This is a genomic window from Gordonia heveisoli, assembly GCF_030315745.1.
Classification (GTDB): domain Bacteria; phylum Actinomycetota; class Actinomycetes; order Mycobacteriales; family Mycobacteriaceae; genus Gordonia.
Genome location: NZ_JASXSH010000003.1, coordinates 1 through 24,999, shown reverse-complemented (window position 1 = coordinate 24,999; position 24,999 = coordinate 1). Strand labels below are relative to the sequence as shown.

23 protein-coding genes, 1 pseudogene and 1 riboswitch are annotated in these 24,999 nt (G+C 68.7%); of the genes and pseudogenes, 2 read left to right on the top strand and 22 right to left on the bottom strand.

Features of this window, described 5'->3' with window-relative positions:
- Nucleotides 1-36: 36 nt before the first annotated feature.
- From ribH to QSJ18_RS03450, 14 genes are all read right to left on the bottom strand, one after another.
- Nucleotides 37-534: a 6,7-dimethyl-8-ribityllumazine synthase gene (gene ribH, locus QSJ18_RS03515; protein WP_286324868.1), complete on the bottom strand. Its 498-nt coding sequence runs from the start codon at nucleotides 532-534 to the stop codon at nucleotides 37-39.
- A complete protein-coding gene (locus tag QSJ18_RS03510) occupies nucleotides 531-1,940 on the bottom strand; it encodes a bifunctional 3,4-dihydroxy-2-butanone-4-phosphate synthase/GTP cyclohydrolase II (protein ID WP_286324867.1) in 1,410 nt (469 codons plus the stop codon). The genes ribH and QSJ18_RS03510 overlap by 4 nt, the downstream gene beginning before the upstream one ends.
- Nucleotides 1,941-1,946: 6 nt before the next feature.
- Nucleotides 1,947-2,567 carry a riboflavin synthase gene (locus QSJ18_RS03505; protein WP_286324866.1) on the bottom strand — a complete coding sequence of 207 codons (621 nt, stop codon included), beginning with the start codon at nucleotides 2,565-2,567 and terminating at the stop codon, nucleotides 1,947-1,949.
- A gap of 44 nt (nucleotides 2,568-2,611) precedes the next feature.
- A riboswitch (FMN riboswitch) is annotated at nucleotides 2,612-2,769 on the bottom strand.
- A gap of 113 nt (nucleotides 2,770-2,882) precedes the next feature.
- Complete coding sequence (gene ribD, locus QSJ18_RS03500) at nucleotides 2,883-3,884, bottom strand: bifunctional diaminohydroxyphosphoribosylaminopyrimidine deaminase/5-amino-6-(5-phosphoribosylamino)uracil reductase RibD (protein WP_286324864.1); 1,002 nt, start codon at nucleotides 3,882-3,884, stop codon at nucleotides 2,883-2,885.
- A 26-nt stretch (nucleotides 3,885-3,910) separates the two neighbouring features.
- The gene (rpe, locus tag QSJ18_RS03495) at nucleotides 3,911-4,615 is read right to left on the bottom strand and encodes a ribulose-phosphate 3-epimerase (protein ID WP_286324863.1); all 705 of its coding nucleotides are present in this window, start codon (nucleotides 4,613-4,615) and stop codon (nucleotides 3,911-3,913) included.
- 47 nt (nucleotides 4,616-4,662) lie between these two features.
- Entirely contained in the window at nucleotides 4,663-6,138 is a 1,476-nt protein-coding gene (locus tag QSJ18_RS03490; protein WP_286324862.1) for an RsmB/NOP family class I SAM-dependent RNA methyltransferase, read from the bottom strand.
- Nucleotides 6,135-7,082 carry a methionyl-tRNA formyltransferase gene (gene fmt / locus QSJ18_RS03485; protein WP_286324861.1) on the bottom strand — a complete coding sequence of 316 codons (948 nt, stop codon included), beginning with the start codon at nucleotides 7,080-7,082 and terminating at the stop codon, nucleotides 6,135-6,137. Before fmt ends, QSJ18_RS03490 begins: the two co-directional genes overlap by 4 nt.
- 80 nt (nucleotides 7,083-7,162) lie before the next feature.
- The gene (locus QSJ18_RS03480) at nucleotides 7,163-9,124 is read right to left on the bottom strand and encodes a primosomal protein N' (RefSeq protein WP_286324859.1); all 1,962 of its coding nucleotides are present in this window, start codon (nucleotides 9,122-9,124) and stop codon (nucleotides 7,163-7,165) included.
- A 62-nt stretch (nucleotides 9,125-9,186) separates the two neighbouring features.
- Nucleotides 9,187-10,398, bottom strand: a complete 1,212-nt coding sequence (gene metK / locus QSJ18_RS03475; protein WP_286324858.1) for a methionine adenosyltransferase — start codon at nucleotides 10,396-10,398, stop codon at nucleotides 9,187-9,189.
- Between the two features lie 134 nt (nucleotides 10,399-10,532).
- Complete coding sequence (coaBC, locus tag QSJ18_RS03470; protein WP_286324857.1) at nucleotides 10,533-11,792, bottom strand: bifunctional phosphopantothenoylcysteine decarboxylase/phosphopantothenate--cysteine ligase CoaBC; 1,260 nt, start codon at nucleotides 11,790-11,792, stop codon at nucleotides 10,533-10,535.
- Between the two features lie 23 nt (nucleotides 11,793-11,815).
- The gene (gene rpoZ / locus QSJ18_RS03465) at nucleotides 11,816-12,115 is read right to left on the bottom strand and encodes a DNA-directed RNA polymerase subunit omega (RefSeq protein WP_286324856.1); all 300 of its coding nucleotides are present in this window, start codon (nucleotides 12,113-12,115) and stop codon (nucleotides 11,816-11,818) included.
- Nucleotides 12,116-12,736 (bottom strand): guanylate kinase, encoded by a 621-nt coding sequence (gene gmk, locus QSJ18_RS03460; RefSeq protein ID WP_286325048.1) that lies wholly within the window; start codon nucleotides 12,734-12,736, stop codon nucleotides 12,116-12,118.
- Nucleotides 12,733-13,047 carry an integration host factor, actinobacterial type gene (gene mihF, locus QSJ18_RS03455; protein ID WP_012834141.1) on the bottom strand — a complete coding sequence of 105 codons (315 nt, stop codon included), beginning with the start codon at nucleotides 13,045-13,047 and terminating at the stop codon, nucleotides 12,733-12,735. The genes gmk and mihF overlap by 4 nt, the downstream gene beginning before the upstream one ends.
- Before the next feature lie 319 nt (nucleotides 13,048-13,366).
- On the bottom strand, nucleotides 13,367-14,338 hold the full coding sequence (locus tag QSJ18_RS03450) for a DMT family transporter (RefSeq protein ID WP_286324855.1): 972 nt from the start codon (nucleotides 14,336-14,338) through the stop codon (nucleotides 13,367-13,369).
- Nucleotides 14,339-14,452: 114 nt separating this feature from the next.
- On the opposite strand from QSJ18_RS03450, the gene QSJ18_RS03445 reads away from it, so the two are divergent.
- Both QSJ18_RS03445 and QSJ18_RS03440 read left to right on the top strand, forming a co-directional pair.
- A complete protein-coding gene (locus tag QSJ18_RS03445; protein WP_286324854.1) occupies nucleotides 14,453-15,340 on the top strand; it encodes a LysR family transcriptional regulator in 888 nt (295 codons plus the stop codon).
- Between the two features lie 64 nt (nucleotides 15,341-15,404).
- Entirely contained in the window at nucleotides 15,405-15,683 is a 279-nt protein-coding gene (locus tag QSJ18_RS03440) for a hypothetical protein (protein WP_286324853.1), read from the top strand.
- Nucleotides 15,684-15,719: 36 nt separating this feature from the next.
- Here the strand turns inward: QSJ18_RS03440 and pyrF are convergent, their stop codons facing one another.
- The 8 genes and pseudogenes from pyrF to QSJ18_RS03400 form a co-directional block, all read right to left on the bottom strand.
- Nucleotides 15,720-16,559: an orotidine-5'-phosphate decarboxylase gene (pyrF, locus tag QSJ18_RS03435; RefSeq protein WP_286324852.1), complete on the bottom strand. Its 840-nt coding sequence runs from the start codon at nucleotides 16,557-16,559 to the stop codon at nucleotides 15,720-15,722.
- On the bottom strand, nucleotides 16,556-19,891 hold the full coding sequence (gene carB / locus QSJ18_RS03430; RefSeq protein WP_286324851.1) for a carbamoyl-phosphate synthase large subunit: 3,336 nt from the start codon (nucleotides 19,889-19,891) through the stop codon (nucleotides 16,556-16,558). Before carB ends, pyrF begins: the two co-directional genes overlap by 4 nt.
- Nucleotides 19,891-21,060, bottom strand: a complete 1,170-nt coding sequence (gene carA / locus QSJ18_RS03425; protein WP_286324850.1) for a glutamine-hydrolyzing carbamoyl-phosphate synthase small subunit — start codon at nucleotides 21,058-21,060, stop codon at nucleotides 19,891-19,893. The genes carB and carA overlap by 1 nt, the downstream gene beginning before the upstream one ends.
- Nucleotides 21,057-21,692 (bottom strand): PH-like domain-containing protein, encoded by a 636-nt coding sequence (locus QSJ18_RS03420; RefSeq protein WP_286324849.1) that lies wholly within the window; start codon nucleotides 21,690-21,692, stop codon nucleotides 21,057-21,059. The genes carA and QSJ18_RS03420 overlap by 4 nt, the downstream gene beginning before the upstream one ends.
- Nucleotides 21,689-22,987 (bottom strand): dihydroorotase, encoded by a 1,299-nt coding sequence (locus QSJ18_RS03415; protein WP_286324848.1) that lies wholly within the window; start codon nucleotides 22,985-22,987, stop codon nucleotides 21,689-21,691. Before QSJ18_RS03415 ends, QSJ18_RS03420 begins: the two co-directional genes overlap by 4 nt.
- Complete coding sequence (locus QSJ18_RS03410) at nucleotides 22,984-23,934, bottom strand: aspartate carbamoyltransferase catalytic subunit (protein ID WP_286324847.1); 951 nt, start codon at nucleotides 23,932-23,934, stop codon at nucleotides 22,984-22,986. Before QSJ18_RS03410 ends, QSJ18_RS03415 begins: the two co-directional genes overlap by 4 nt.
- Nucleotides 23,934-24,509, bottom strand: a complete 576-nt coding sequence (gene pyrR / locus QSJ18_RS03405) for a bifunctional pyr operon transcriptional regulator/uracil phosphoribosyltransferase PyrR (RefSeq protein ID WP_286324846.1) — start codon at nucleotides 24,507-24,509, stop codon at nucleotides 23,934-23,936. The genes QSJ18_RS03410 and pyrR overlap by 1 nt, the downstream gene beginning before the upstream one ends.
- 196 nt (nucleotides 24,510-24,705) lie before the next feature.
- Nucleotides 24,706-24,999 (bottom strand): annotated as a pseudogene (locus QSJ18_RS03400) (hypothetical protein); the annotation flags it as partial.

Below are 24,999 nucleotides of genomic sequence, written 5' to 3'. Positions count from 1 at the left end.
AGCCTCTCGCCCCACGCACGACGACGCGGTTCCTGCTCACGCCTGCCCAGCCACGGCGACGTCACCGGCGAGCGAACGCAGCGTCAGCGCGGACGCCAGGGCCGCGGTGGTCGCCTGCGCGCCTTTGTCCTCGGACGATCCGGGCAGCCCGGCGCGCGCGATGGCCTGTTCCTCGGTGAGTACGGTGAGGACGCCGTTGCCGACCGGGGTGGACTCATCCAGTGAAACCCGGGTCAGACCGGCGGTCACCGCGTCGCAGACATAGTCGAAATGCGGGGTCTCACCCTTGATGACAACGCCGAGCGCGACCACCGCGTCATGGGTGCGGGCCAGCGCCTGCACGATGACGGGCAGTTCGATGGCACCGGCGACCTGAACCACCGTCGGGTCGGTGACACCGTTCTCCCGTGCGGCCCGCAACGCGCCGTCGAGCAGTGCGGTGCACACCGTCTCATGCCACTGCGACGCGACGATCGCCAGCTTCAGCGCACCCGCGTCGGCCAGTTCGAGCGTCGGTTCTCCGTGGCCGCTCATGCGGGGTTCCCCTCTCCGGTGGCCGGTGCGATGGTGGCGGAGGCCGCCGGACCGGTCTGCGCCCCGAAGTCACCTTCGCGGAAGTCGCCGTCCGGGAACTCCCCGTCGAGCCCGACCAGGTCATGACCCATCCGGTCCCGCTTGGTCCGCAGATAGCGCAGGTTCTCGGCATTGGCGCGCACCGGCATCGGTACACGCTCCACGATCTGCAGCCCGTAGCCGTCCAGGCCGACACGCTTGGCCGGGTTGTTCGTCAGCAGCCGCATCGACGAGACACCGAGGTCGACGAGGATCTGGGCACCCAGACCGTAGTCGCGCGAATCCGCGGGCAGGCCTAGTTCCAGGTTGGCGTCGACGGTGTCGGAACCGGCGTCCTGCAACTGGTAGGCCTGCAGCTTGTGCAGCAGACCGATACCGCGCCCCTCGTGGCCGCGCATGTAGAGCACGATGCCGCGCCCCTCGGCAGCGACCATCTCCATCGCGGCGTCGAGTTGCGGACCGCAGTCGCAACGCAACGAACCGAAGACGTCGCCGGTCAGGCATTCCGAATGCACACGCACGAGGACGTCGTGTCCGCCACCGTCTGGTCCGGTGATGTCACCGAGGACCAGCGCCACATGTTCGACATCGTCGTAGACGGTCGAGTAGCCCACCGCGCGGAAGGCACCGTGCCGAGTCGGGATGCGCGCGTCGGCCACCCGGATCACATGCTTCTCGTTGCGACGGCGCCACGCGATCAGATCGGCGATCGAGATGAGCGCCAGATCGTGTTCGTCGGCGAAGACCCGCAGTTCGTCGGTCTGAGCCATCGACCCGACGTCCTTCTGGCTGACGATCTCGCAGATCACGCCTGCCGGGTTCAGTCCGGCCAGCCGGGACAGGTCGACGGCCGCCTCGGTGTGGCCGGGGCGGCGCAGCACGCCACCCTCCTTCGCGCGCAGCGGCACCACATGGCCCGGCCGGGTGAAGTCGTCGGCGCCGGCCTGGGGATCGGCGAGCAGGCGCATGGTGGTCGCGCGGTCGGCGGCCGAGATACCGGTCCCGACCCCCTCCCGGGCATCCACGGTCACGGTGTAGGCCGTGCCGTGCTTGTCCTGGTTCATCGAGTACATCGGGGGCAGACCGAGACGGTCACACGTGTCGCCGTCGAGCGGCACACAGAGGTAGCCCGAGGTGTAGCGCACCATGAACGCGACGAGTTCGGGGGTCGCCATCTCCGCGGCGAAGATCAGGTCGCCTTCGTTCTCGCGGTCCTCGTCGTCGACGACGACCACGGCCTTGCCTGCGGCGATGTCGGCGATCGCACGCTCGATGCTGTCGAACACCACCCCGGTGCCCGACTCGGTAGCGGCAGTCTCAGAAGCCGCCGCATCGGAGGCTGTCGCATCCGCCAGACTCTTACTCATCACCACTCACTTCGCTTCCAGGACGCCGCGCGTGGAGGGATGCATCCGCTCCACATACTTCGCGATGACGTCGACTTCCAGGTTGACGACGGTACCCGGCGTCGCCGCACCGAGATTCGTCTCCGACAGCGTCGTCGGGATCAGTGAGATCTCGAACCACGACGGATCGCCGTCACCCACCGCGGCGACGGTCAGGGACACGCCGTCGACGGTGATCGATCCTTTTTCCACCAGATAGCGGGTCAACGCCGCGGGCACCGCAATCCTTACCACTGTCCAGTGCTCCGACGGCGACACCGAGATGACCTCACCCGTTCCGTCGACGTGGCCCTGCACGATATGGCCCCCGAATCGGCCGGTCGCGGGCATCGCGCGTTCCAGGTTGACCCGGCTTCCGACGCCGAGTTCGGCCAGCGAACTGCGACGCAGGGTTTCGGCCATGACGTCGACGGTGAAGGTGTCGGGACCCTGTTCGACGACGGTCAGGCAGACGCCGTTGACCGCGATCGAGTCGCCGTAGGACGCATCGCTGGTGACGAGGGGGCCGCGGACGGTGATCCGAGCGGCATCCGGGAGTTCTTCGCGGGCGGCGATCTCGCCGAGCTCTTCCACGATTCCGGTGAACACGCAATCCTCCTGCTCGCTCGGAGCAGACAGGACGGCGTTGTGTCGCCTGTTCTCTCGCATCCGGACTATGACCGTCGGCTCCGGAATCACACCGGAATCTGCTGACCCTGACTTGGCAGGCGCTCGCGGGCTCAACGACGCGGATGTCTCCCGCGCCCTCATTACCGCCGGTGGGGACTTACACCCCGCCCCGAGAACTGGTACTTCGACGCTAGCACGCGCGTTCGGCAGGGTCGTCTTGAACTCCCGCTGAGTGCAACCGCGCTGAGCTTGATCCACCCGGACAGACCCGATAAGGCCATGAGTCGGCATCGGTCAGCGCGTCAGTCCGAGGAAGACGTCGCCGCCGTCGAGTACGCGCACCTCGCCGATGGTGAACCGGTCGGCGTCGGCCAGCGTGGTGACCTGGGTACGCTCCACGGCCGATCGTCCCGCCCCGAGCACCATCGGCGCGAGGTAAGTGTCGACCGCGTCGACGAGCCCGGCGTCGAAGAAGGCTCCGATCAGTTGCGGACCGCCCTCCACCACGACCCACAGTGCGTCCGGGAGGGCGGCCAACACATCCGCCGGGTCGTGCGAACGTACCTGTACGAACGGTGCCGCATCGTCGCGGACGGCCGCCCCGTCGGGGATGTCGGTATGGCCGACGACCACACGTACCGGCTGATGGTCGAGGTGGGTGCCGTCGGGGCGACGGGCGGTCAGCGACGGATCGTCGGCGAGGGCGGTGCCCGTCCCGACGACGATCGCGTCGATCCGGGACCGGCGTTCGTGGGCGTGGGCGCGGGCGGCGGGCCCGGTGATCCACTGACTGGTGCCGTCGGGGGCCGCGACCCGGCCGTCGACGCCGGCCGCGAGTTTGACGGTGACGTAGGGACGTCCGGTCCGTTGCCGATGCAGCCACGGCCGCAGGGGCCCGGCCTCGACCGCGGCCAGTGCGACGTCGCCGTGCACCTCGACGCCCGCGGCCCGCAGGGTGACCGCGCCCCCCGCCGCACTCGGATTCGGGTCTGGCGCACCGTAAAAGACCTGCGCGACACCGGCCTCGATGAGCGCCTGCGCACACGGCCCGGTCCTCCCGGTGTGATTGCACGGTTCGAGGGTGACGATCGCGGTACCGCCGTGGGCCGCTGCCCCGGCTGCCCGCAGCGCCATCACCTCGGCGTGCGGGCCGCCCGGCGGCTGGGTGTGCCCGATGCCGACGACCGCACCACCGGCATCGGCGATGACCGCCCCGACCGGTGGATTCGGCGAGCTGATGCCCTGCGCGGCACACGAGGCGTCGATGGCCCGACGCATCAGGTCATCGATGTCCATGCGCTCGTCCACCGGGTCCGATCCGGTCAGCCCGCGACGCGTTCCTGGGCGGCAGTGGCCTGCGCCCGCAGCGCGGCAATCGCATCGCCGGGATCGCCCTTGCCGTAGACCGCCGAACCGGCGACGAAGCAGTCGATCCCGGCCTCGGCGGCCTCCTCGATGGTGTCGGCGTTGATTCCGCCGTCGATCTCCACGAGCAGCTGCAACTCCTCGGCGTCGATGTACTTGCGGATGGCGCGCGCCTTCGCCAGCACCTCGGGCATGAACTTCTGCCCGCCGAAACCCGGTTCGACGCTCATGATCAGCAGCGTGTCGAAGCTCTTGAGGATCTCCAGGTACGGCTCGAGTGCGGTGCCCGGCTTGAGCGACAGACCGGCCTTCGCGCCGGCCGCCTTGATGTCGCGGGCGACGCCGATCGGGTCGTCGGTCGCCTCGGCGTGGAAGGTGACGTTGTAGGCGCCGGCCTCGGCGTAGGGCGGCGCCCAACGGGCCGGATCCTCGATCATCAGATGGCAGTCGATCGGGATGTCGGTCGACCGCAGGATGCTCTCCACCACCGGCAGTCCCAGCGTCAGATTCGGCACGAAATGGGCGTCCATCACATCGACGTGCAACCAATCCGCACGGGTCGGACCGGCGTTCGCGACCGCGGCCGCCTCGGCGGCGAGATTCGCGAAGTCCGCAGACAGGATGGACGGGGCGATCATGGGCGCGGTACCGGCTTTACACATGGCTCACAAGTGTAGGGCGCCACCTATTGTGCGGACCAGTCGCGGGATCAGTCCCGGGTAACCGCCGCGAGGAACATGGCGTCGGTGCCGTGCAGATGCGGCCAGAGCTGCACATGCGGGCCGTCGCCGAGATTGCTCTCGCCCAGCGCACCGACGGTGACCAGTGGCCGGGCATCGATCTGTCGGGCGCCGTCGACGTCGGCGACCACCGATGCGATGACCTCGAGCGTCTCGGCCGGATGCGGCGAGCAGGTCGAGTACACGACGATGCCACCGGGACGGACCAGCCGCAGCGCCTCGGTCAGCAATTCTCGTTGCAGCACAACGAGTTCGACAACATCGGCGGGACTGCGACGCCAGCGGGCCTCGGGACGGCGCCGCAACGAGCCCAATCCCGAGCAGGGGGCGTCGAGGAGGATCCGGTCGAAGCCGGGTTCCAGACCGGCGTCCCGGGCATCGGCGACCCGGACCTCGACGGGCATCTCCGCGACGACCTTCCGGATCAGGTCGGCGCGATGCTCGGAGACCTCGATGGCGTCGAGGTGGGCGCCATCGATGTCGGCCAGGGCACCGATGAGCGCCGCCTTGCCGCCGGGGCCGGCGCACATGTCCAGCCAGCGTCCGGTGTCGTCGCCGTCGAGTTCGGCGACGGTGACCGCACGGGCGACGAGCTGACTGCCCTCGTCCTGTACACCGGCGTATCCCTCACGCACCGCCGGGACGTCGCCGGGATCGCCGCCGGGCAGGTAGACGCAATACGGCGAATAGGCGCCCTCGTCTCCCCCACTGGTCAGCGCCAGTTCCTCGGCGGTGATCAGCCCGGGCCGGGCCACCAGGTGCACCGGCGGACGGTCGTCATCGGCGGCCAGCGCGGCCTGCAACTGTCCCACGGACCCACCGAGTGCGGCCAGGAACACCTCGGCGATCCACCTCGGGTGCGCGTACTGGAAGGCCAGGTGGCCGACCATGTCATCGGCCATCGACGGCGCGAGCTGATCGACCCACAGATCCTCGGACTTCTGAGATACCTTGCGCAGCACCGCATTGACGAAACCGGCCGGACCCTGACCGTTCTCGGCGCGCACCAGGTCCACCGAAGTGGACACCGCCGCATGCGATCCGGTGCGAGTCCGCAGCAACTGGTAGGCGCCTAGCCGCAGCACGTCGAGCAGGCTGCCGTCGATCTCGCCGACCGGACGTCCGGCGGCGGCCGCGATGATCGCGTCCAGAGTGCCCTGGGCGCGGGCCGTGCCATAGGTCAGTTCGGTCGCGAAGGCGGCGTCGCGGCCGGTGATCTGCCGCTCCCGCAACATCTTCGGCAGCACCAGATTCGCGTAGGCGTCACGTTCGCGGACCGCACGCAGGGTGTCGCGGGCCGCGGTGCGCGGTGCGTCCTGCTCCTTCTGCCGGAACTTCGCCTGCGCACCACGCCCATCGGCCGGACCGCCGCGGCGCGGCGGACGCCGATCGTTGTCCCGGCGGTTGCTGTCCCGACCACCGCGGTGCTGGTTTCCGTAACTCATTGCAGGACCGTCCCATCGGAGATGCGGGCGCCGCGCGCCCAGTCGGCGGCGGGCATCGGCTTCTTACCCGGCGGCTGGGTGGTACCCAACCGGACAGGCGTGGTGCCGGTCCCGACGAAGACCGCCTTCTTGGTGACCGCGAGCGCCCCGGGTGCCAGACCTGCGACGGGCAGGGCCGGGTCGTCGGCCGACACCGGAACCACCGGACCGAGTTTGATGCGCGCGTCGTCGAGTGCCGTCCACGCGCCGGGCGCCGGGGTGTGCGCCCGGATCAGCCGGTCGACGATATGCGCGGGCAACTCCCAGCGCACCCGCGCGTCCTCGACGGTGATCTTGGCGGCGTGGCTGACGCCGTCGGCCGGCTGCGGCACCGGCGACAATTCGGCTGCCGCGATGCCGTCCAGAGTGCGCACCAGCAGTCCGGCACCGGCCTCGGCCAGGCGTGCCAAGACGTCGCCACTGGTGTCGGTGGGTGCGATGGTCTCGGTCAGTACGCCGTAGACGGGGCCGGTGTCCAATCCTTCTTCGAGGCGGAACGTACTCGCGCCGGTGACCTCGTCACCCGCCGCGATCGCGGCCTGCACCGGCGCCGCACCACGCCAGGCGGGCAGCACCGAGAAGTGCAGATTGATCCAGCCATGAGTCGGCAGCTCGAGCAGTTCCGGTGGAACCAGCCCACCGTAGGCGACGACCGCCGCGCAGTCCGGATTCCACCGGCGCAGCACATCGGTCACCTCGGGATCCCGCAGCCGCCGTGGGGTGATCACTTCTATGCCGTGCTCGTCGGCGAGCAGTCCCACCGGCGACCGCATCACCTTGCGGCCCCGCCCGGACACCGCGTCGGGTCGGGTGATCACGCCGACCACCTCGTGATCGGGCGAGTCGATCAGCGCCCGCAGCGACGGGACGGCGACCTCCGGTGTGCCCGCGAAGACGATGTGCACGGGTGGATCCTCCTGATGGCTGCTGTCGAGCAGGGTTGTCGGTCGAGCAGGGCTTTCGGGGTCGACACAGACGACACCGATCAACCGATCGTAGGCGGGTCCATCTGCACGCGGATCGGTCCGGTCTCCCGATGTGTGTTGCGCCGCACCTGCCCGGCGATCAACGCGTCGGCCAACAGCCGCCCATGGCCGCGGTCCACCCGCAGCAGCACACGATCGACATCGTCGTCGGCGACCTCCCATTCGGCACTGCCAGCAGGCGGTCGTACCCCCGGCGGCAACGGCACCGGTCCTAGTACGTCGGCCCCGTCCGGCAGTTCGAGATGGTCGACGAAATCGGTGATGACGCTGCGCGGACCGTCGACCGAGGCCATGGTGACCGCGGGCGGAAATCCCAATTCGGCGCGCTGTGCCAGCTGGATTCCGGCGAATCCGATCGGATCCCAACGCACGATCGCCTGCACCGGCGGCAGCCCCGCATCGGCGACGATGACCATCCGTCCGCCGTCGGCATGCGGACGCACCAGGGCGCCGACGGCCATCCAGCGCCGCACGGCGTTCTCCTCGACACGCAGATCGGCGCGGTCCAGCTGTGCCCAGGTGTCCAACAGGATCGCGGCGCCGTAGCCGCCGTCGGCCACCGGTTCGGCACCCGGGGTAGCCACCACGACGCGGGCACCACCGGGAATCTCGTCGACGACGCTCGTGCCTCCGCTGGTCACCACCGGAACCCCGGCGAAGGCCCGACCGAGTTCCTCGGCGGTTCGGCGGGCGCCGGTGACCAGTGCCCGAACCTGGGTGCCACCGCAGTTGGGGCAGCGGAAGGTGCGTTCCCCGCGTCCACACCACCGACACGACAGTGCGCCGGCGGCATCGAGTTCGAGCGGACCGTGACAGGCCCGGCACCGCGCGTGTTCCCGACAGCGCGTACACGCCAACGACGGGATGTACCCGCGCCGCGGCACACTGAACAACACCGGATGATCGGCGGCCAGCGCCTTGCGGGCGGCGTCGAAACCGAGCGCCGGAATCCGCGCCGAGCGGGCCAGCGGATCACGGGCCACCACGACGTCATCGTCGGAGATGGCCTGCACACGCGGGCCGGCCGCACGTACCGCCGCGCGGTCGGCGACCAGATCGTGCGCCCACCCCGCACCGACGAGCGCCTGTGCCTCGGCGGTCCGGGCGAACCCACCCACCACCAGCGCAGCCTGCTCCAGATGTGACCGCAGCACGCCGACCTCCCGCGGATGCGGGTAGGGCGCACGGGGTTCGGCGAGGCTGTCGTCGCCGTCGTCCCACACCACGACAAGGCCGAGGTCGGCGACCGGGGCGAAGATCGCACTGCGCGTACCCAGGACGACCTGAGCCGCGCCGCGCCGCACGGCCAGCCATCGCCGATAGCGCGCGGTCGGCCCCAGACCTGCGGCCAGCGTAACGCAGCGGTCGCCGAGCAGCGGCGCACACGCCGCCTCCAGCCGATCGAGATCGCGTTGGTCCGGGACGACGATAATCGCGCCCCTACCCGCGGCCGCGGTCAGCGCCGCGAGTTCGGCCAACCGCTTCGGCCAGTCCTCACCCGGCAGCGCCTGCCAGATCGCCCGCGGCTGACCGGTCGCCAGCGAATCCAGGAAGGAATCGGCGGAACCGTAGGCACGCCACGCCGATCGGTCGCACTCCCCGACCACCGACTCGGGTTCGGGGGTGATCTCCTTCTCGGTGCGGGCATGGCGCGGCGGGATGGCCAGCCGCACCACATCCGAAGTGGTACCCGCGTACCGGTTGGCCACCGACCGGCACAATCGCGCCAATTCCGGGGTCAGCACCGGCTCGGCCGAGACCACCTTGTCCAGCCAGCCGAGTTTGCCTTTGTGGTCACTGCGCTCGATGCGGTCGAGCAAGAACCCGTCGACCAGCCTGCCCGCGAACCGAACGCGTACGCGCACACCCGGTATCGCGACCGCATCCTGGTCGGCGTCGACGAGATAGTCGAAGGGCCGATCGAGATGGGTGAGCCCCAGCAGTGGCAGCACCTGGGCCACCGGCCGGGTCGATGCCGGAGTGCGCGTCCCCTTGGGTGACGCGGAACCCTCGGATGTCGCGGTCAGAGGCCCGCGGCGGCCCGGAGCTTGTCCGCCCGGTCGGTGCGCTCCCACGGCAGGTCCACATCGGTGCGGCCGAAGTGTCCGTAGGCCGCGGTGGGCGCATAGATCGGGCGCAGCAGATCCAGGTCGCGGATGATCGCGAGCGGACGCAGATCGAAGTGCTCGGAGATGACCCGCTGGATGATCTGCGGGTCGACCTTCTCGGTGCCGAAGGTCTCCACGAACAGGCCGACCGGGGCGGCCTTGCCGATGGCGTAGGCGACCTGCACCTCGATGCGGTCGGCCAGGCCGGCGGCGACCGCGTTCTTGGCGACCCAGCGCATCGCGTAGGCGGCGCTGCGGTCCACCTTTGACGGATCCTTGCCGGAGAACGCACCGCCGCCGTGGCGCGCCATGCCGCCGTAGGTGTCGACGATGATCTTGCGGCCGGTCAGTCCGGCGTCGCCCATCGGGCCGCCGAGCACGAACTTGCCGGTCGGGTTGACCAGCAGCCGGTAGTCGGAGATGTCCAGGAGCCCCTCGCCCAGTTCGGCCAGCACCGTCTCGACGACATGGGTGCGGATGTCGGGGGCGAGCATGTTCTCGAGATCGATGTCCGCGGCATGCTGGGTGGACAGCACCACGGTGTCCAGGCGGACCGGCTTGTCGCCGTCGTATTCGATGGTGACCTGGGTCTTGCCGTCCGGGCGCAGGTACGGCAGCGTGCCGTTCTTGCGCACCTCGGTGAGGCGACGCGACAGGCGATGCGCCAGCGCGATCGGCAGCGGCATCAGTTCGGGCGTCTCGTTGGTGGCGTAGCCGAACATGAGGCCCTGGTCGCCCGCGCCCTGGCTGTCGATCTCGTCCTCGGAGATGCCGCTGCGGCTCTCATGGGAGTTGAAGACACCGCCGGCGATATCGGGCGACTGGGCGCCGATGGCCACATTGACACCGCAGGACGCACCGTCGAAGCCCTTGGTCGACGAGTCGTAGCCGATCTCCAGGATCTTCTCGCGGACGATGCCCGGGATGTCGACATAGGCGGTGGTGGTGACCTCACCCGCGACATGGACCTGACCGGTGGTGACCAGGGTCTCCACGGCCACACGTGCCTTCGGGTCGGCGCTCAGGATGGCGTCGAGAACCGAGTCGCTGATCGCGTCACAGATCTTGTCGGGGTGCCCCTCGGTGACGGATTCGCTGGTGAACAGGCGGGACGCGGAGGTGGACATCGGATCCTCTCAAGAGACAGGTGCCAGCCCTGGTCTCGTGATTCCCCAGGACCCAAAAGTGAACGTGTTCCAGACCAAACTACACAGGCAAACCTACGAACAGCAGATCAGCCCTTGTGACGTGACTCGCAGAGTCACGGCTGCCTGTTATCAGGCACCAAAGTGCGGACTTCGTCAAGTATTCGACTCGACATGAGGGTTTTCGATCCGAGTGGCAGCGCCGTCTCCGACCCCTGGGCCGAGAGCAACCAGCCTGCGTTGTCCTCGGTGCCGAAGGCCTTGCCGTCGCCCACGGCGTTCACGACCAGCAGATCGCAGCCCTTGCGGGTCAGCTTGGTGCGACCGTGGTCGAGCACACCACCGGTCTCGTCACCGGTCTCCGCGGCGAACCCGACGATCACCGTCGACGCGGGGATATCCCCCGCATCGCGGGCCTGCACCAGTCCGCGCAGGATGTCGGGGTTGGTGGTGAGTTCGATCGGTGCCGGACCGTCGGCGCCTTTCTTGATCTTGGCATCGGCGACGGCGAGCGGCCGGAAGTCGGCGACTGCGGCGGCCATGATCACGACGTCGGATTCGGCGGCCCGTTTGGTCATCTCGTCGGCCAGTTCGCGGGCATCGCCCACCCGCACGATGTCCACGCCGGCCGGATCGCCGGGATCGGAGGTGGACCCGGCCACCAGCGTCACCCGGGCGCCACGCTGGGCGGCCACCCGGGCCAGCGCGAAACCCTGCTTCCCGGAACTGTGGTTGCCCAGGAACCGCACCGGATCGATGGACTCCCGGGTGCCACCGGCACTGATCACGAAACGCAGGCCGCTGAGGTCGTGCGGCAGGGCGTCGGCCTGTTCGAGCAGCAGCTCGCCGAGCAGTGCGATCTCCTGCGGATCGGGTAACCTGCCCGCGCCGGAATCGGTACCGGTCAACCGGCCAGAAGCCGGGGTCATCACAGTCGCACCGTGTCGGCGCAGCGTCTCGACATTGGCGGCGGTGGCCGGATGCTCCCACATCTCGGTGTGCATGGCAGGCACGAACAACACCGGACAGCGCGCGGTCAGCAGCGACGCGGTGAGCAGGTCATCGGCTCGTCCGGCCGCGGCGCGCGACATCAGGTCGGCGGTGGCCGGCGCGATGATCACCAGATCCGCTTCCTGGCCGAGACGCACATGCGCGACCTCGTCGACGTCGTCGAAGACCTCGGTGGACACCGGATGTCCACTCAGCGCCTCGAAGGTGGCCGCGCCGACGAATCTCAATGCCGAACGCGTCGGCACCACCCGGACCTCGTGGCCCGCCTCGGTGTAGTGCCGGATGACCGAACAGACCTTGTAGGCGGCGATCCCGCCACCCACACCGATCAGGATGCGCCGACGCGCACCTCGCGAGTTGCTCATTCGAGACCGACCGCCCGAGGTTCCTACTCGCCTTCGGTGTGCTCGAGCAGGTCGGAGTGGATCTCACGCATGGCGATGGACAGCGGCTTCTCCTGCAGTCCCGGCTCGACCAGCGGGCCGACATATTCGAGGATGCCGTCGCCGAGCTGGTTGTAGTAGTCGTTGATCTGGCGGGCACGCTTGGCCGCATAGATGACCAGCGCATACTTCGACGACGCGCGGTCGAGCAGGTCGTCGATCGGCGGGTTGGTGATGCCCAGCGGGGTGTCGTATGCCGGTGCGTCGGCGATCTCGGTGACGTCGAAATTGGTCTGGGTGCTCACTCAAACTCCTGCGTTGTGCGATTGATCGGTGGCGGGCTGGGAGGGTCCGACCAGCAAGGATAGCAACTGATCGGCCGCCTGGTCGACTTCGCTGTTCACGATGACGTGGTCGAACTCGTCACGTGCGGCCATTTCGGTGCGCGCGGTCTGCAGTCGGCGCTCGATCGCCTCCGGGGATTCGGTGCCTCGGCCGGTCAGCCGGGCCACCAGTTCCTCCCAGCTCGGCGGCGCCAGAAAGACGCTGATCGCCTCTGGAAGGCGGGTCACCACGTTGCGGGACCCGACCAGGTCGACCTCGACGAGGACCGGCAAACCCTGTTCCAGGGCCTGCTCGACCGGCGCGAGCGGCGTGCCCGAACGCTGCAGTCCGCCGTGGATCTCCGCCCATTCGAGCAGTTCGTCGTCGGCGATCATGCGATCGAACTCGGCAGCGTCGACGAAGTAGTAGTCGCGGCCCTCGACTTCACCCGGACGCGGATCACGGGTGGTCGCGGACACGCTGAAGTACAGCTGCGGCAGCGCCGCACGCAGGCGGGCCACCACGGTGGACTTACCGACGGCCGAGGGGCCGACCAGAACTACCAGTCGACCCCTCGCACGTTCGGTGCGCTGCTCGCTCAGGAGCTGAACTTCTCGAGCAAAGCCTTGCGCTGGCGGTCGCCGAGCCCACGCAGGCGACGGGTCGGAGCGATCTCCAGCTCGGTCATGATTTCCTGCGCCTTGACCTTGCCGACCTTCGGCAGCGCCTCGAGCAGAGCCGAGACCTTCATCTTGCCCAGGATCTCGTCGTTCTCGGCATCCTTGAGCACCTGCTTGAGGTCGGTGCCGCCACGCTTGAGGCGCTCCTTGAGCTCGGCGCGGGCACGGCGAGCGGCAGCTGCCTTCTCCAATGCAGCAGCGCGCTGCTCGTCCGTCAACTGGGGAAGTGCCACGGGGTTCCTCCGTATTTCGTTTGAATCTAGGTCTGTCGCACTCGCCGGGGCGAGCGGCTTGGCCGTGTGGATTACGGCGCGCGGTCGACCGTACCCAACCTGAGCAGGCAATTCGAGGGCCACCCCGCGAAAACGCTGCTAGCGCGGTGCTGTAGCGTCCTGCGGCTTCACCGCACCCGATGCCCGGGCCGGTGACGTCGACAACCACTGTTTTCCCAGGTAGATGCACTAAAACCGCGGCCGAGCCGACCGTTCGGGCTGGAACTGATGTGACCAGTGGTGTTCGTCGGCGACGAAAATGGTGGTCAGCGACAATTTTTCAGTCTCCGCGTGTCGCGGCCGTCGTTCGCACCTGCGCGGGCCCCGAACAGGTGACGACCTCGGGCGAATCCATCCGCGGTGCCACCGGTTCGGGTGAGGGGGTCACGGCGCCGCGGGCCGACCGCGAGTTCCCGATGAAACATGCCAGTGCTCCGACGGCCAGCCCGATCACGACCCCGACGTCGGGGCGCTCACCGAGGATGCCCCACGTCAACAGCGCAGCGATCGACGGGATCACCCCGAACAGCAGCGACACCGCCGACGCACCGGCCTGCTTGATGGCCGCGAGATACAGACTGGCCGCGATCACCGAGTTGGCGATCACCAAACCCGCGATGCTGATCACGGCCTGCCGCGGATCGGCGACGTGCTGCTCGGTCACCAGGGCGAAGATGCCGGCCGGGATGAGGGCGACCGTGACGCCGACGGCGTTGATCGCGATGGGATCGCCGGTGGTGAGGTGCCGCTGCTGGTAGACCCCGCCGAGAGCCAGGCCGAGCACGGCCACGACGACCCAGACCACCGCGAGATCGAGGTGGCCGACCTCGACCACCCGTCCCGCGAACGCGGTCGCCACCGCGACGACCGCCAGGAACACCGACACCGCCCGACGGACCGTCAGCCGCTCCCCCAGGACCAGACTCGCGGCCACCGCCGTCACCACCGGGTTCATCGCGATGACCAGGGCCACGAGCACTGGAGACACTCCTTGGGACATCGCCTCGTAGCAGCCGACGAACTGCAGCCCCTGCGAGAGGAAGCCCACGACCGCAGCGTGGCCGAGCTGCCGCCCGCGCGGCCAGCTCAGGCCCCGGACGATCGCGATCACGGCCAGGATCACCGCCGACAGCCCGAACCGGGCGACCAGCACCAGCCCTGGGGTAGCAGCATGGACGGCACTGGCCCCGATCGGATAGCCGAGGGCGAAGAAGAACGCGGTAGACGCTGCCAGCGTCGGCGAAAGCCTCATGTCCACCATCGTCGGGTGCACGTCGTTGCCGCGTCTAATGAATTTCCTACGTGTAACCGTTCAGTATTCATGATCATTCTGGCAGGCTGGCTGCCGGAGTCCTACGCTGAGAGGGTGCCGCGTACCTTCGACATCACTCCCCTGCGCTCGCTGGTGGCCGTCGCCACGACAGGCGGCGTGCATCGCGCCGCGCAGTCGCTTTCGCTCACCCAATCGGCGGTGAGCCAGCATCTTCGCAAACTCGAACGCGAGGCGGGTACCGCGCTGGTGACCCGGGACGGCCGGCGGATCGCCTTCACCCCGGGTGGCGAGGAACTCCTCGCCCACGCCCGGGCGATCCTCGCGGCCCACGATGCCGCGGTCCACCGATTCGATAAGGATTCCGCTTCGGTCGTGACCATCGGTGCCGCGCAGAACTGCGCGGGGGTGGTCCTCCCGACGCTGATGGCCGAACTCCGCGCCACCTTGTCGGATCGCGAGGTGCGCTTCCGGCTCGACCGCAACGCCACCGTCCGGCAGATGGTCGACGCCCGCGACGTCGACGTCGCGGTCACCACCCGGGTGGCGCCCGAGCTGATGGCGCGTACCGACGGCTTCCGTCTGGACTGGCTGTGGTCGGCGGCGATCGACCCGCCGGCACCCGACGACGACATCCCGCTCGTCGTGTTCACCCCGCCGTGCACCTTGCGCCAGCCGAGCTTCGACTCGCACAGCAGCGTGGGCCGCTCGTGGCATGTGGCCGCCGAGATCAACGATCTCGCCACCGGACTCGACGCGGTGCGCGGCGGGGTCGGCACCATGCTGGTGCCCGTTCTCGACCGGGTACCCGACGGCCTGATCCGGTTACCCGGGGCCCCACAACCGCCCGCGGTGCAGTTGGTCGTCGCCTACGCCGACCACACCGATCCGCTGGTTCGGGAGACGATCGTCGCATCATTGGGCGACCGTGTCGGCACCGATCGCGTCGAGTCCCTGCCCAACCACGCCTTCGCGATGCCCTGACGTCCCGCACGCACAGTAGGGTGTGCCCGACGGGGAGCACACGAATTCACGGGGAGGCAACTCGATGTTCGGCAACGCACGCAAGGCCATCTTCACCGACGCCGGACCCGAACTCGATCGTGCCGAGCGCAACCGAGCCATCCGCCTGGCGCGCCGCGCGGCCACCGAGGCGCAAGGGTCACTGACACTCACCGCAAAGCGCCAGTACCGCCGCTACCGCGCCGATGCCGGTGAGAAGTTCATGGCGTGGCCGCAATGGCACGAGCACTACCTCGCCTCTTACGGCACGTCGACGTCGGGGTCCTCCGGCGACTACTCCAGCGCACCGATGATCGACCCGTAGGCTCGCGCGCAATCCTCACCCGACAGGCCCCACCTGTCAGCCGAGGGCGGCCTCGATCTCGTCGCGGGTGGATTCGCAGGCCGCGGTCAGCGCCGCGACATCGGGACCGGCGCCGAGCACGCCGCGCGAACTCGCCGGCAGCAGCCACGAGGTGTCGGCGTCGGCGAAGACGTCCGCCAGATCGGCCGCGGTCGCACCCTGGGCACCGAGTCCGGGCGCCAGAATCGGTCCGGCCAGCGCGGACAGGTCCAGCCCGTGGGCCCGGGTGGCTCCGACGACGACCCCGACACTCCCCCGGCCGTCGGCATTGACCGCCGCCGCCTCGTCGACGATGTGCTGGCCGACGACCCGACCATCCTCACCCCGCGCCAACTGCACGGGTGCGCCTTCGGGGTTGCTGGTGCGGGCCAGCACGATGATCGCCCGGTCGGTGGCCTGGGCCGCGTCGAGCGCGGGCGCCAGCGCGCCGAAACCGAGATACGGCGACACCGTCACCGCATCCGAACAGAGCGGCGAGGTGTCGTCGAGCCAGGCGGTCGTGTAGGCGGCCATCGTCGAACCGATGTCGCCGCGTTTGGCGTCGGCGATGACGATCGCGCCGGCTGCCCGGCAACCGGCGATCACCGACTCGAGTGCCGCGATACCGGCCGAGCCGAACGCCTCGAAGAAGGCGACCTGCGGTTTGATCACGGCGGCGGTCGGTCCGAGCGCCTCCACACAGATCTCCCCGAACCGGGCGACGCCCTCCGCGGACACCGGCAGCCCCCACTGCTCCAGGAGCGGCGGATGGGGGTCGATGCCGGCACACAACCGGCCGCGCGCACCGACGACGGCGCGATAGCGGGCGGCGAAGCCGTGTGCCGGCGACGAGGTCATCGCTCGTTCACCAGGGCCGCGTGACGACGCTGCAACGACCGCACGGACACATCCCCGCGCAATGCGGCCTCGATGCCCTGCACCGCCGCACTCGCGCCCTGGACCGTGGTGATGCACGGGATGTTCTGGGACACCGCCGCGCTGCGGATCTCGTAGCCGTCCACGCGGGGGCCGCTGTTGCCGTACGGGGTATTGATCACCATCGCCACCTCACCAGCCCGGATCAGGTCGACGATAGTCGGCTCGTCGGGTGCGGCCTCGAAGTGCTTACGCACCGTCCGGCATTCGATACCGTTGCGACGCAAGACATCTGCGGTGCCCTCGGTGGCCAGAATCTCGAAACCGAGGTCGGCGAGATGCTTCACCGGGAACAGCAGCGCACGCTTGTCCTTGTTGGCGACCGAGACGAAGATCGCCCCGGAGGTGGGCAGCGAACCGTAGGCGGCGGTCTGCGACTTGGCGAAGGCCCGGCCGAAATCGGCGTCGATCCCCATCACCTCACCGGTCGACTTCATCTCCGGGGACAGCAGCGAATCCACCCCGGTGCCGTCCTCGCGTCGGAAGCGGTTGAACGGGAGCACCGCCTCCTTGACCGAGATCGGCGCATGCACCGGCGCGTCACCGCCGTCGCCCTCCGCCTGCAGCAGACCCTGGGTGCGCAGTTCGGCGATCGACTCGCCGAGCATCACCCGGGCGCATGCCTTGGCCAGCGAGACCGCGGTGGCCTTGGACACGAACGGCACCGTTCGACTGGCACGCGGGTTGGCCTCCAGGACGTACAGGATGTCGTCCTTGAGCGCGTACTGCACATTGAGCAGTCCGCGCACACCGATCCCCTTGGCCAGCTTCTCGGTGGAAGCACGGACCATCGCGAGGTCCGAACGGCCCAGCGTGACCGGCGGCAGCGCACACGCCGAGTCGCCGGAATGGATTCCGGCCTCCTCGATATGTTCCATCACGCCGCCGATATAGACCTCGTCGCCGTCGCACAGGGCGTCGACGTCGATCTCGACCGCATCCTCCAGGAAGCGGTCGACGAGCACCGGATGGTCGGGGGTCAGCTCGGTGGCCCGGGAGATGTAGTCGCGCAGGGAGTCCTCGTCGTAGACGATCTCCATGCCGCGCCCGCCGAGCACGTAGGACGGGCGCACCAGCACCGGGTAGCCGATGCGGGCCGCGGTGTCGCGCGCCTCGTCGAAGCTGGTCGCCGTGCCGAAGGCGGGCGCGGGCAGCCCCGCCTCGGTCAGCACCTTGCCGAACTCTCCGCGGTCCTCGGCCAGGTCGATGGCCTCGGGTGAGGTCCCGACGATCGGCACCCCGGCCGCCTGCAGCCGGTGGGCCAGTCCGAGCGGGGTCTGGCCACCGAGCTGGACGATCACCCCGGCGACGGTCCCCGATTCGGACTCCGCGTGGTAGACCTCCAGCACATCCTCGAAGGTCAGCGGCTCGAAGTAGAGGCGGTCGGCGGTGTCATAGTCGGTGGACACAGTCTCCGGGTTGCAGTTGACCATGACCGTCTCATAGCCGGCCTCCGACAGCGTCAGCGCCGCATGCACACACGAATAGTCGAACTCGATGCCCTGCCCGATGCGGTTGGGCCCCGATCCCAGGATCAGCACCTTGGGACGTTCGGTCTGCGGCGCGATCTCGCTGGTCGCCGCCGGGTCGAGCTCATAGCTCGAATAGTGGTACGGCGTGCGGGCCTCGAACTCGGCGGCACACGTGTCGACCGTCTTGTAGACCGGACGCACTCCGAGCGAGAGCCGGTGCGCCCGCACCGCGGCCTCGTCGTCGAAGTCTGCGCGCAGAGCGGCCAGCTGTTTATCCGAGAAGCCGGAGCTCTTGGCCTCGCGCAACAGCGCCTCGTCGAGTTCGTCGGCGTCGCGGATGGTGGCACCGAGTGCACCGATCCCAGCGATCTCGGCGAGGAACCACGGGTCGATGGCGGTCGCCTCGTAGAGCTGCTCGATGGTGGCGCCCGCATCGAAGGCGAGCATCAGGCCGTACAGCCTGCCGTCCTTCGGGGTGGCCAGCGTCTGCAGGAGTGCGTCGAGGTCGACGGTCGACGGATCGGGCCGGTCGGCTTCGGTCCAGAAGCCGGCCGCCTTGGTCTCCAGCGACCGCATCACCTTGCCGAGCGCCTCGGAGAAGCTGCGGCCCAGGCTCATCGCCTCGCCGACCGACTTCATCGTGGTGGTCAGCGTGTCGTCGGCGCCGGGGAACTTCTCGAAGGCGAACCGCGGCGCCTTGACGACGACGTAGTCCAGTGTCGGCTCGAAGCAGGCGGGGGTTTCCTTGGTGATGTCGTTGACGATCTCGTCGAGGCTGTACCCGATGGCCAGCTTCGCGGCGATCTTCGCGATCGGGAAGCCGGTGGCCTTCGACGCCAGCGCCGACGACCGCGACACGCGCGGATTCATCTCGATGACGACGAGTCGGCCGTCGCGTGGGTCCTGGGCGAACTGGATGTTGCAGCCGCCGGTGTCGACGCCGACCTCGCGCAGGATGTCGATAGAGAGATCACGCATGATCTGGTACTCGCGGTCGGTGAGAGTCATCGCGGGTGCGACGGTCACCGAGTCGCCGGTGTGCACACCGACCGGATCGAGGTTCTCGATCGAGCAGACGACCACCACGTTGTCGCGGTTGTCGCGCATCAGCTCGAGTTCGTATTCCTTCCAACCGAGGATGGACTCCTCGATGAGGACGTTCGCGGTCGGCGACGCGGCCAGGCCGCCACCGGCGATCCGTTCGAGGTCGGCCTCGTCGTAGGCCATGCCCGAGCCGAGACCACCCATGGTGAACGACGGACGCACGACCACCGGGTAGCCGAGTTCGGCGACGGTGTCACGCACCTCGTCCATGGTGTGGCACACGCGGGAGCGGGCACTCTCGCCGCCGACCTTGGCCACGATGTCCTTGAACATCTGCCGGTCCTCACCGCGCTGGATGGCGTCGAAGTCGGCGCCGATCAGTTCGATGTCGTACTTCTCCAGCGATCCGCGATCGTGCAGGGCGACGGCGGTGTTCAAGGCGGTCTGGCCGCCGAGAGTGGCCAGCACGGCGTCGATCGGATGTCCGGCGTCGCGCTCGGCCTCGATGACCTTCTCCACATACTCGGCCGTGATCGGCTCGATGTAGGTGGCGTCGGCGAACTCGGGGTCGGTCATGATGGTCGCCGGATTCGAGTTGACCAGGCTGACGCGCAGACCCTCGGCTTTGAGCACCCGGCAGGCCTGTGTGCCCGAATAGTCGAATTCACAGGCCTGGCCGATCACGATCGGCCCGGAGCCGATGACCAGGACGTGGGAGATGTCGGTACGGCGTGGCATCAGGCCCTCGTTCCTTGCGCGCGGTCACCCTCGAGGAGAGTGACGAATTTGTCGAACAGGTAGGCGGCGTCGTGCGGGCCGGCCGCCGCTTCCGGGTGGTACTGGACGGAGAAGGCCCGGCCGGAGAGCAGTTCCACTCCCTCGACGGTGCCGTCGTTGGCGCACACATGGCTGACGCGGGCCCGGCCGAAGTCGGTGTCGAATTCCTCGCCCGCCTCGCCTTCGAGGGCGAAGCCGTGGTTCTGCGCGGTAATCGACACCTTGCCGGTGGCGTGGTCGATGACCGGGATATTGATACCGCGATGCCCGAACTTCATCTTGTAGGTGTTGCGGCCCAGCGCCCGGCCCAGGATCTGGTTGCCGAAGCAGATGCCGAACAGCGGGATGTTCTCGCCGAGCACCTCGCGGGTCAGATTCACCATCGCGTCCGCGGTGGCCGGGTCACCGGGACCGTTGGACAGGAAGACACCGTCGGCGTCGAGGTCGCGGATCGTGGCCAGGTCCACCGAGGACGGAAGCACATGCACGCGCACACCGCGTTCGGCGAACATGCGCGGGGTGTTCGTCTTGATGCCGAGATCGAGGGCCGCGACGGTGAACCGGGTCTCGCCCGCCGGCTCGACCACATAGCCGCTGTCGGTGGTCACCTCGCCTGCGAGGTTCGCCCCCTTCATACTCGGCTGATTGCGCACCCGGGAGATGAGTTCGTCATGGTCGGCGAGGGCCGCACCCGAGAAGACGCCTGCCTTCATCGAACCGTGGTCGCGCAGGATGCGCACCACGGTGCGGGTGTCGATCCCGGCGATACCGACGATCCCCTGGCGCACCAGTTCGTCGTCGAGGCTGGTGGTCGCGCGCCAGTTGGAGACGCGTCGGGTGGGGTTGCGCACCGCATACCCGGCGACCCAGATCTTGCCGCTGTCGCCGGTCTCGTCGGCACTGCCCGCGCTGCCGGTGGACTCACCGTCTTCGGTGTTCCAACCGGTGTTGCCGATCTGAGGCGCCGTGGCGACCACGATCTGCCGGTGATAGCTGGGATCGGTCAGGGTCTCCTGATATCCGGTCATCGCGGTGCAGAACACCGCTTCGCCCAGGGTCTCGCCGACGGCACCCCACGCGCGGCCGGTGAACACCTGACCGTTCTCGAGTACCAGTACCGCTGTGTTCATCGATGCGTCCCCTGTCCACTTTCTTCGGGATTGTCGGCCGGTGGGGCGATCACTCGCACCCAGTCGGTGTAGATGGTCTTGTCGTCGGCGCGGATGCCGGTGTCGACCTCGGTGCCGTTGGGCAGCAGCCACCGGATCACCAGCACGCCGTCGGCGGTCATCACCTTGCCCGCATGTCCGCGTTCGGTGCGCGCCGCGGTGATCGAGGTCTGTGGGATCCAGATGTCGCTGGCACCCTGCCGGTCCAGCAGTACCCCGGCCGGGTACGCGGTCATCGTGGTGGTGGCCCGGTCGCCGATGTCGCCGACGGTGATCTTGTTCTGCCAGCTCGGCGCCAAGGTGGTGCCGAGGTAGAGGCCGGTGGCCGCCGGGAGTCGCGGTTCGCCGAGATCGTCGGGGGTGGCGGGGAATTCGCCGACCTGCTCGGTCTGCCCTGCCGCCCGCGTGGCCCGCCCGGTGAGCAGCAGGTAGACCATCGATCCCAGACCGGCGACGATCAGTGCGATCACCGCGATGAAGGCGACATTGCCGATCGCCTTGCCCGCGGTCCAGCCTGCACCGGCGACCAGCACCACGACGGCCACCGCGCAGACGACGAGCAGCGCGGCGATGCGGATCGCGATTCGGGTCACCGGGTGACCTTCCCCTGCCGGGCGGTGACGACACCGCGCAGCACCGTGGCGGCCACGGTCGCCGGCATCGTCATCGCGTCATACGGCGTGTTGTCCGAGAGTGAGGCCAGTTCCGCGCCGCGTACCACCCAGGAGGTCTCCGGGTCGACGACGGTGAGATTGCCCGGCTCGCCGACCTCGATCGGGCGACCCTGGTCGGTGAGGCCGACGATCTGTGCGGGCCGTTCGCTCATCACCCGAGCAACTCCGCGCCAGTCCAGCAGCCCCGGTGTGACCATCGTGTCGACGATGATCGGCAGCGCGGTCTCCAGGCCGAGCATGCCCGGTCGGGCCTGCGCGAATTCACAGCACTTCTCCTGCGAGGCGTGCGGCGCGTGATCGGTGCCCACGCAGTCGACGATCCCGTCGGCCAGCGCCTGCCGCAGCGCCAGCTTGTCCGATTCCTCGCGCAGCGGCGGATTGACCTTGTTGACCGCGTCGTAGGTGGCCAGCCGCGAATCGTCGAGCAGCAGGTGATGCGGGGTGACCTCCGCGGTGATCGCGATGCCCTGCTCCTTGGCCCAGCGCAGCAGCTCGACGGTGCCCGCGGTCGACGCGTGGCAGATGTGCACGCGGGTGCCGGCGTCGCGCGCCAGCAGTGCGTCGCGCACGACGATCGACTCCTCGGCTGCCCGTGGCCACCCGGCCAGGCCCAGCCGTGCGGCGTTCGGGCCCTCGTGGGCGACGGCGCCGACGGTCAGCCGGGGCTCCTCGGCATGTTGGGCGATCAGGACGCCGAGGCCCTTCGCGTACTCGAGTGCCCGGCGCATGAGTAGCGGGTCGTCGACGCATTTGCCGTCGTCGCTGAACATCCGCACCCCGGCGGCACCGGCGTTCATCATGCCCATCTCGGCGAGCTGTTTGCCCTGCAGGCCGACGGTGATCGCACCGACCGGGTGGACGTCGACCAGGCCGACCTCCTGCCCGGTGCGCCACACGTGGTCGGTGATGGTCGAGTTGTCGGCGACCGGGTTGGTGTTGGCCATCGCGAACACCGCGGTGTAGCCGCCGAGGGCCGCGGCGGCCGACCCGCTACGGATGGTCTCGGTGTCCTCGCGGCCCGGCTCGCGCAGATGGGTGTGCAGGTCGACGAAGCCGGGCAGCAGCACCCCGCCCCGGCCGTCGACGGTGTCGGCGCCGTCGGGTGCGGTCAGTCCAGGGCCGATCTCGGCGATCGACCCGTCGACGACCAGCACGTCGACGGCGTCACCTTCGCCGTAGGGACGGACATCGCTGATCAGCACGGACCCGGTCACAGTTGAGCTCCTGACGATTCGGTTCCGACCAGCAGGCGGAAGAGCACTGCCATCCGGACGTGGACACCGTTGCGCACCTGATCGAGTACGACGGCCTGGGGTGAGTCGGCGACGGAATATCCGATCTCCATGCCGCGCAGCATCGGTCCGGGGTGCAGCACGATCGCGTCGTCGTGCAACAGCTTCATGCGCCGGTCGCTGAGACCGAACCGGACCGAATACTCACGCGTGCTCGGGAAGAAGCCGCCGTTCATGCGCTCGGCCTGCACCCGCAGCATCATCACCGCGTCGACCGCGGCGAGTTCGGCGTCGAGGTTGCCGGACACGGTGACCGGCCACTGCTCGACACCCACCGGCAACAGGGTCGGCGGTGCGACGAGGACGACCTCGGCGCCGAGTGTCGACAGCAGGTGGGCGTTGGAGCGTGCCACCCGCGAGTGCACGACGTCGCCGACGATGGCGATGCGGCGGCCCTCCAGCGAGCCGAGGCGCTGCCGCAGGGTCAGCGCGTCGAGCAGCGCCTGGGTGGGATGTTCGTGGGTGCCGTCACCGGCGTTGATGATCGCCGGTCCGGTGCCGTCGGAGTCGGTGGTCCAGTCGGCGATCTGCGCGGGCGCACCCGATGCCGGATGCCGGATGATCAGCGCGTCGGCACCCGCCGCGCGCAGCGTCTTGGCGGTGTCACGCAGCGACTCCCCCTTATTGACCGAGGAACTCGACGCGCTGACGTTGATGACGTCGGCACTCATCCATTTGCCCGCCACCTCGAAGGAGACACGGGTGCGGGTGGAGTTCTCGTAGAAGACCGTCATCACGGTGCGGCCGCGCAGCGTCGGGAGCTTACGCACCTCGCGGCCGGTGAGCGCCTGCTCGAACCGTTCCGCCTCGTCGAGGATCTCGGTCGCCTCATCCTTGCTGAGATCCTGCGTGGAGAGCAGATGCCGCATCAACGTTCTCCCTCTGCCTCGCCGCGGCCGCTGAGCACGACCTCGTCGACACCGTCGTGTTCGTCCAGATGCACCGACACCGTCTCGTCACGGGCGGTCGGGATGTTCTTGCCGACGTAGTCGGCGCGCAGTGGCAGTTCGCGATGGCCGCGGTCGACGAGCACCGCCAGCTGCACGGCCGCCGGGCGACCCAGATCGCGCAGCGCGTCGAGGGCGGCGCGGACCGTCCGGCCGGAGTAGAGCACATCGTCGACCAGGATCACGATGGCGTTGTCGACGCCACCGGCCGGCACCAGCGTCCGTTCCAGCGGGCGGTGCGGTTTGGCGCGCAGGTCATCGCGGTACAGCGTGATGTCGAGATAGCCGACCGGGATGTCGGTGCCGGCGAATTCGTTGATCTTCGCGCCGAGTCGATTGGCGAGAGTCGTCCCGCGCGTGGGGATCCCGATGAGCACCACACGAGGGGCATCGGCGGAGTCGAGGGCTGTTTTCTCGATCACCTGATGAGCGACCCGAGCGATCGTCCGGGACACATCGGCGGCATCGAGCAATACCCTGGGGGCAGCGCTGGTCAAAGCCGACCTCCTTCTCCGCCTCACCGGACGGATCGTTAAAGGATGTCTTTCCTCGCGAGAAGACTACACCGGGGCGCCTCGTGACGGCGCACACATGCGAAGGTCGTCGGCGGCGGACGAGGATTCGCACGTCACCCGTGGGCGTGCGGTCGGTACACGAGTTCGTGGATCCGCCCGTCGAAGGTCGTGGCGGAGATCAGATCGAGGTCGAAATCGCCCAGTCCACGGAACAGCGGGTCAGCACCGGTGGCGCCGGTGCCGACTCTGCCTTGAGGCGTGCGACCACATCGACCGCGTCACCCCCGACGACCTCGACGGATTCGAACTCGGTCTGCCCAACCGTTGCGGTGTCCGACACGACCGTGGTCGGGCTCGAGAGCAACTTCGCGATCCATCGATCGCTGTTCTCCGGCAACGGCTGGTCGAGCAGCTCATTGAGGACCCGGAAAGTGTTGCCGCCCAGTACTATCCGCTGGTTCTCCGAGTACTG

What these genes read in the sequence shown, in the direction of transcription:
- ribH (WP_286324868.1), bottom strand. Translation starts at nt 534, where the DNA reads ATGAGCGGCCACGGAGAACCGACGCTCGAACTGGCCGACGCGGGTGCG.
- QSJ18_RS03510 (WP_286324867.1), bottom strand. Translation starts at nt 1,940, where the DNA reads ATGAGTAAGAGTCTGGCGGATGCGACAGCCTCCGATGCGGCGGCTTCT.
- ribD (WP_286324864.1), bottom strand. Translation starts at nt 3,884, where the DNA reads ATGGACATCGATGACCTGATGCGTCGGGCCATCGACGCCTCGTGTGCC.
- rpe (WP_286324863.1), bottom strand. Translation starts at nt 4,615, where the DNA reads ATGTGTAAAGCCGGTACCGCGCCCATGATCGCCCCGTCCATCCTGTCT.
- QSJ18_RS03490 (WP_286324862.1), bottom strand. Translation starts at nt 6,138, where the DNA reads ATGAGTTACGGAAACCAGCACCGCGGTGGTCGGGACAGCAACCGCCGG.
- metK (WP_286324858.1), bottom strand. Translation starts at nt 10,398, where the DNA reads ATGTCCACCTCCGCGTCCCGCCTGTTCACCAGCGAATCCGTCACCGAG.
- coaBC (WP_286324857.1), bottom strand. Translation starts at nt 11,792, where the DNA reads ATGAGCAACTCGCGAGGTGCGCGTCGGCGCATCCTGATCGGTGTGGGT.
- QSJ18_RS03450 (WP_286324855.1), bottom strand. Translation starts at nt 14,338, where the DNA reads ATGAGGCTTTCGCCGACGCTGGCAGCGTCTACCGCGTTCTTCTTCGCC.
- QSJ18_RS03440 (WP_286324853.1), top strand. Translation starts at nt 15,405, where the DNA reads ATGTTCGGCAACGCACGCAAGGCCATCTTCACCGACGCCGGACCCGAA.
- pyrF (WP_286324852.1), bottom strand. Translation starts at nt 16,559, where the DNA reads ATGACCTCGTCGCCGGCACACGGCTTCGCCGCCCGCTATCGCGCCGTC.
- carB (WP_286324851.1), bottom strand. Translation starts at nt 19,891, where the DNA reads ATGCCACGCCGTACCGACATCTCCCACGTCCTGGTCATCGGCTCCGGG.
- carA (WP_286324850.1), bottom strand. Translation starts at nt 21,060, where the DNA reads ATGAACACAGCGGTACTGGTACTCGAGAACGGTCAGGTGTTCACCGGC.
- QSJ18_RS03410 (WP_286324847.1), bottom strand. Translation starts at nt 23,934, where the DNA reads ATGCGGCATCTGCTCTCCACGCAGGATCTCAGCAAGGATGAGGCGACC.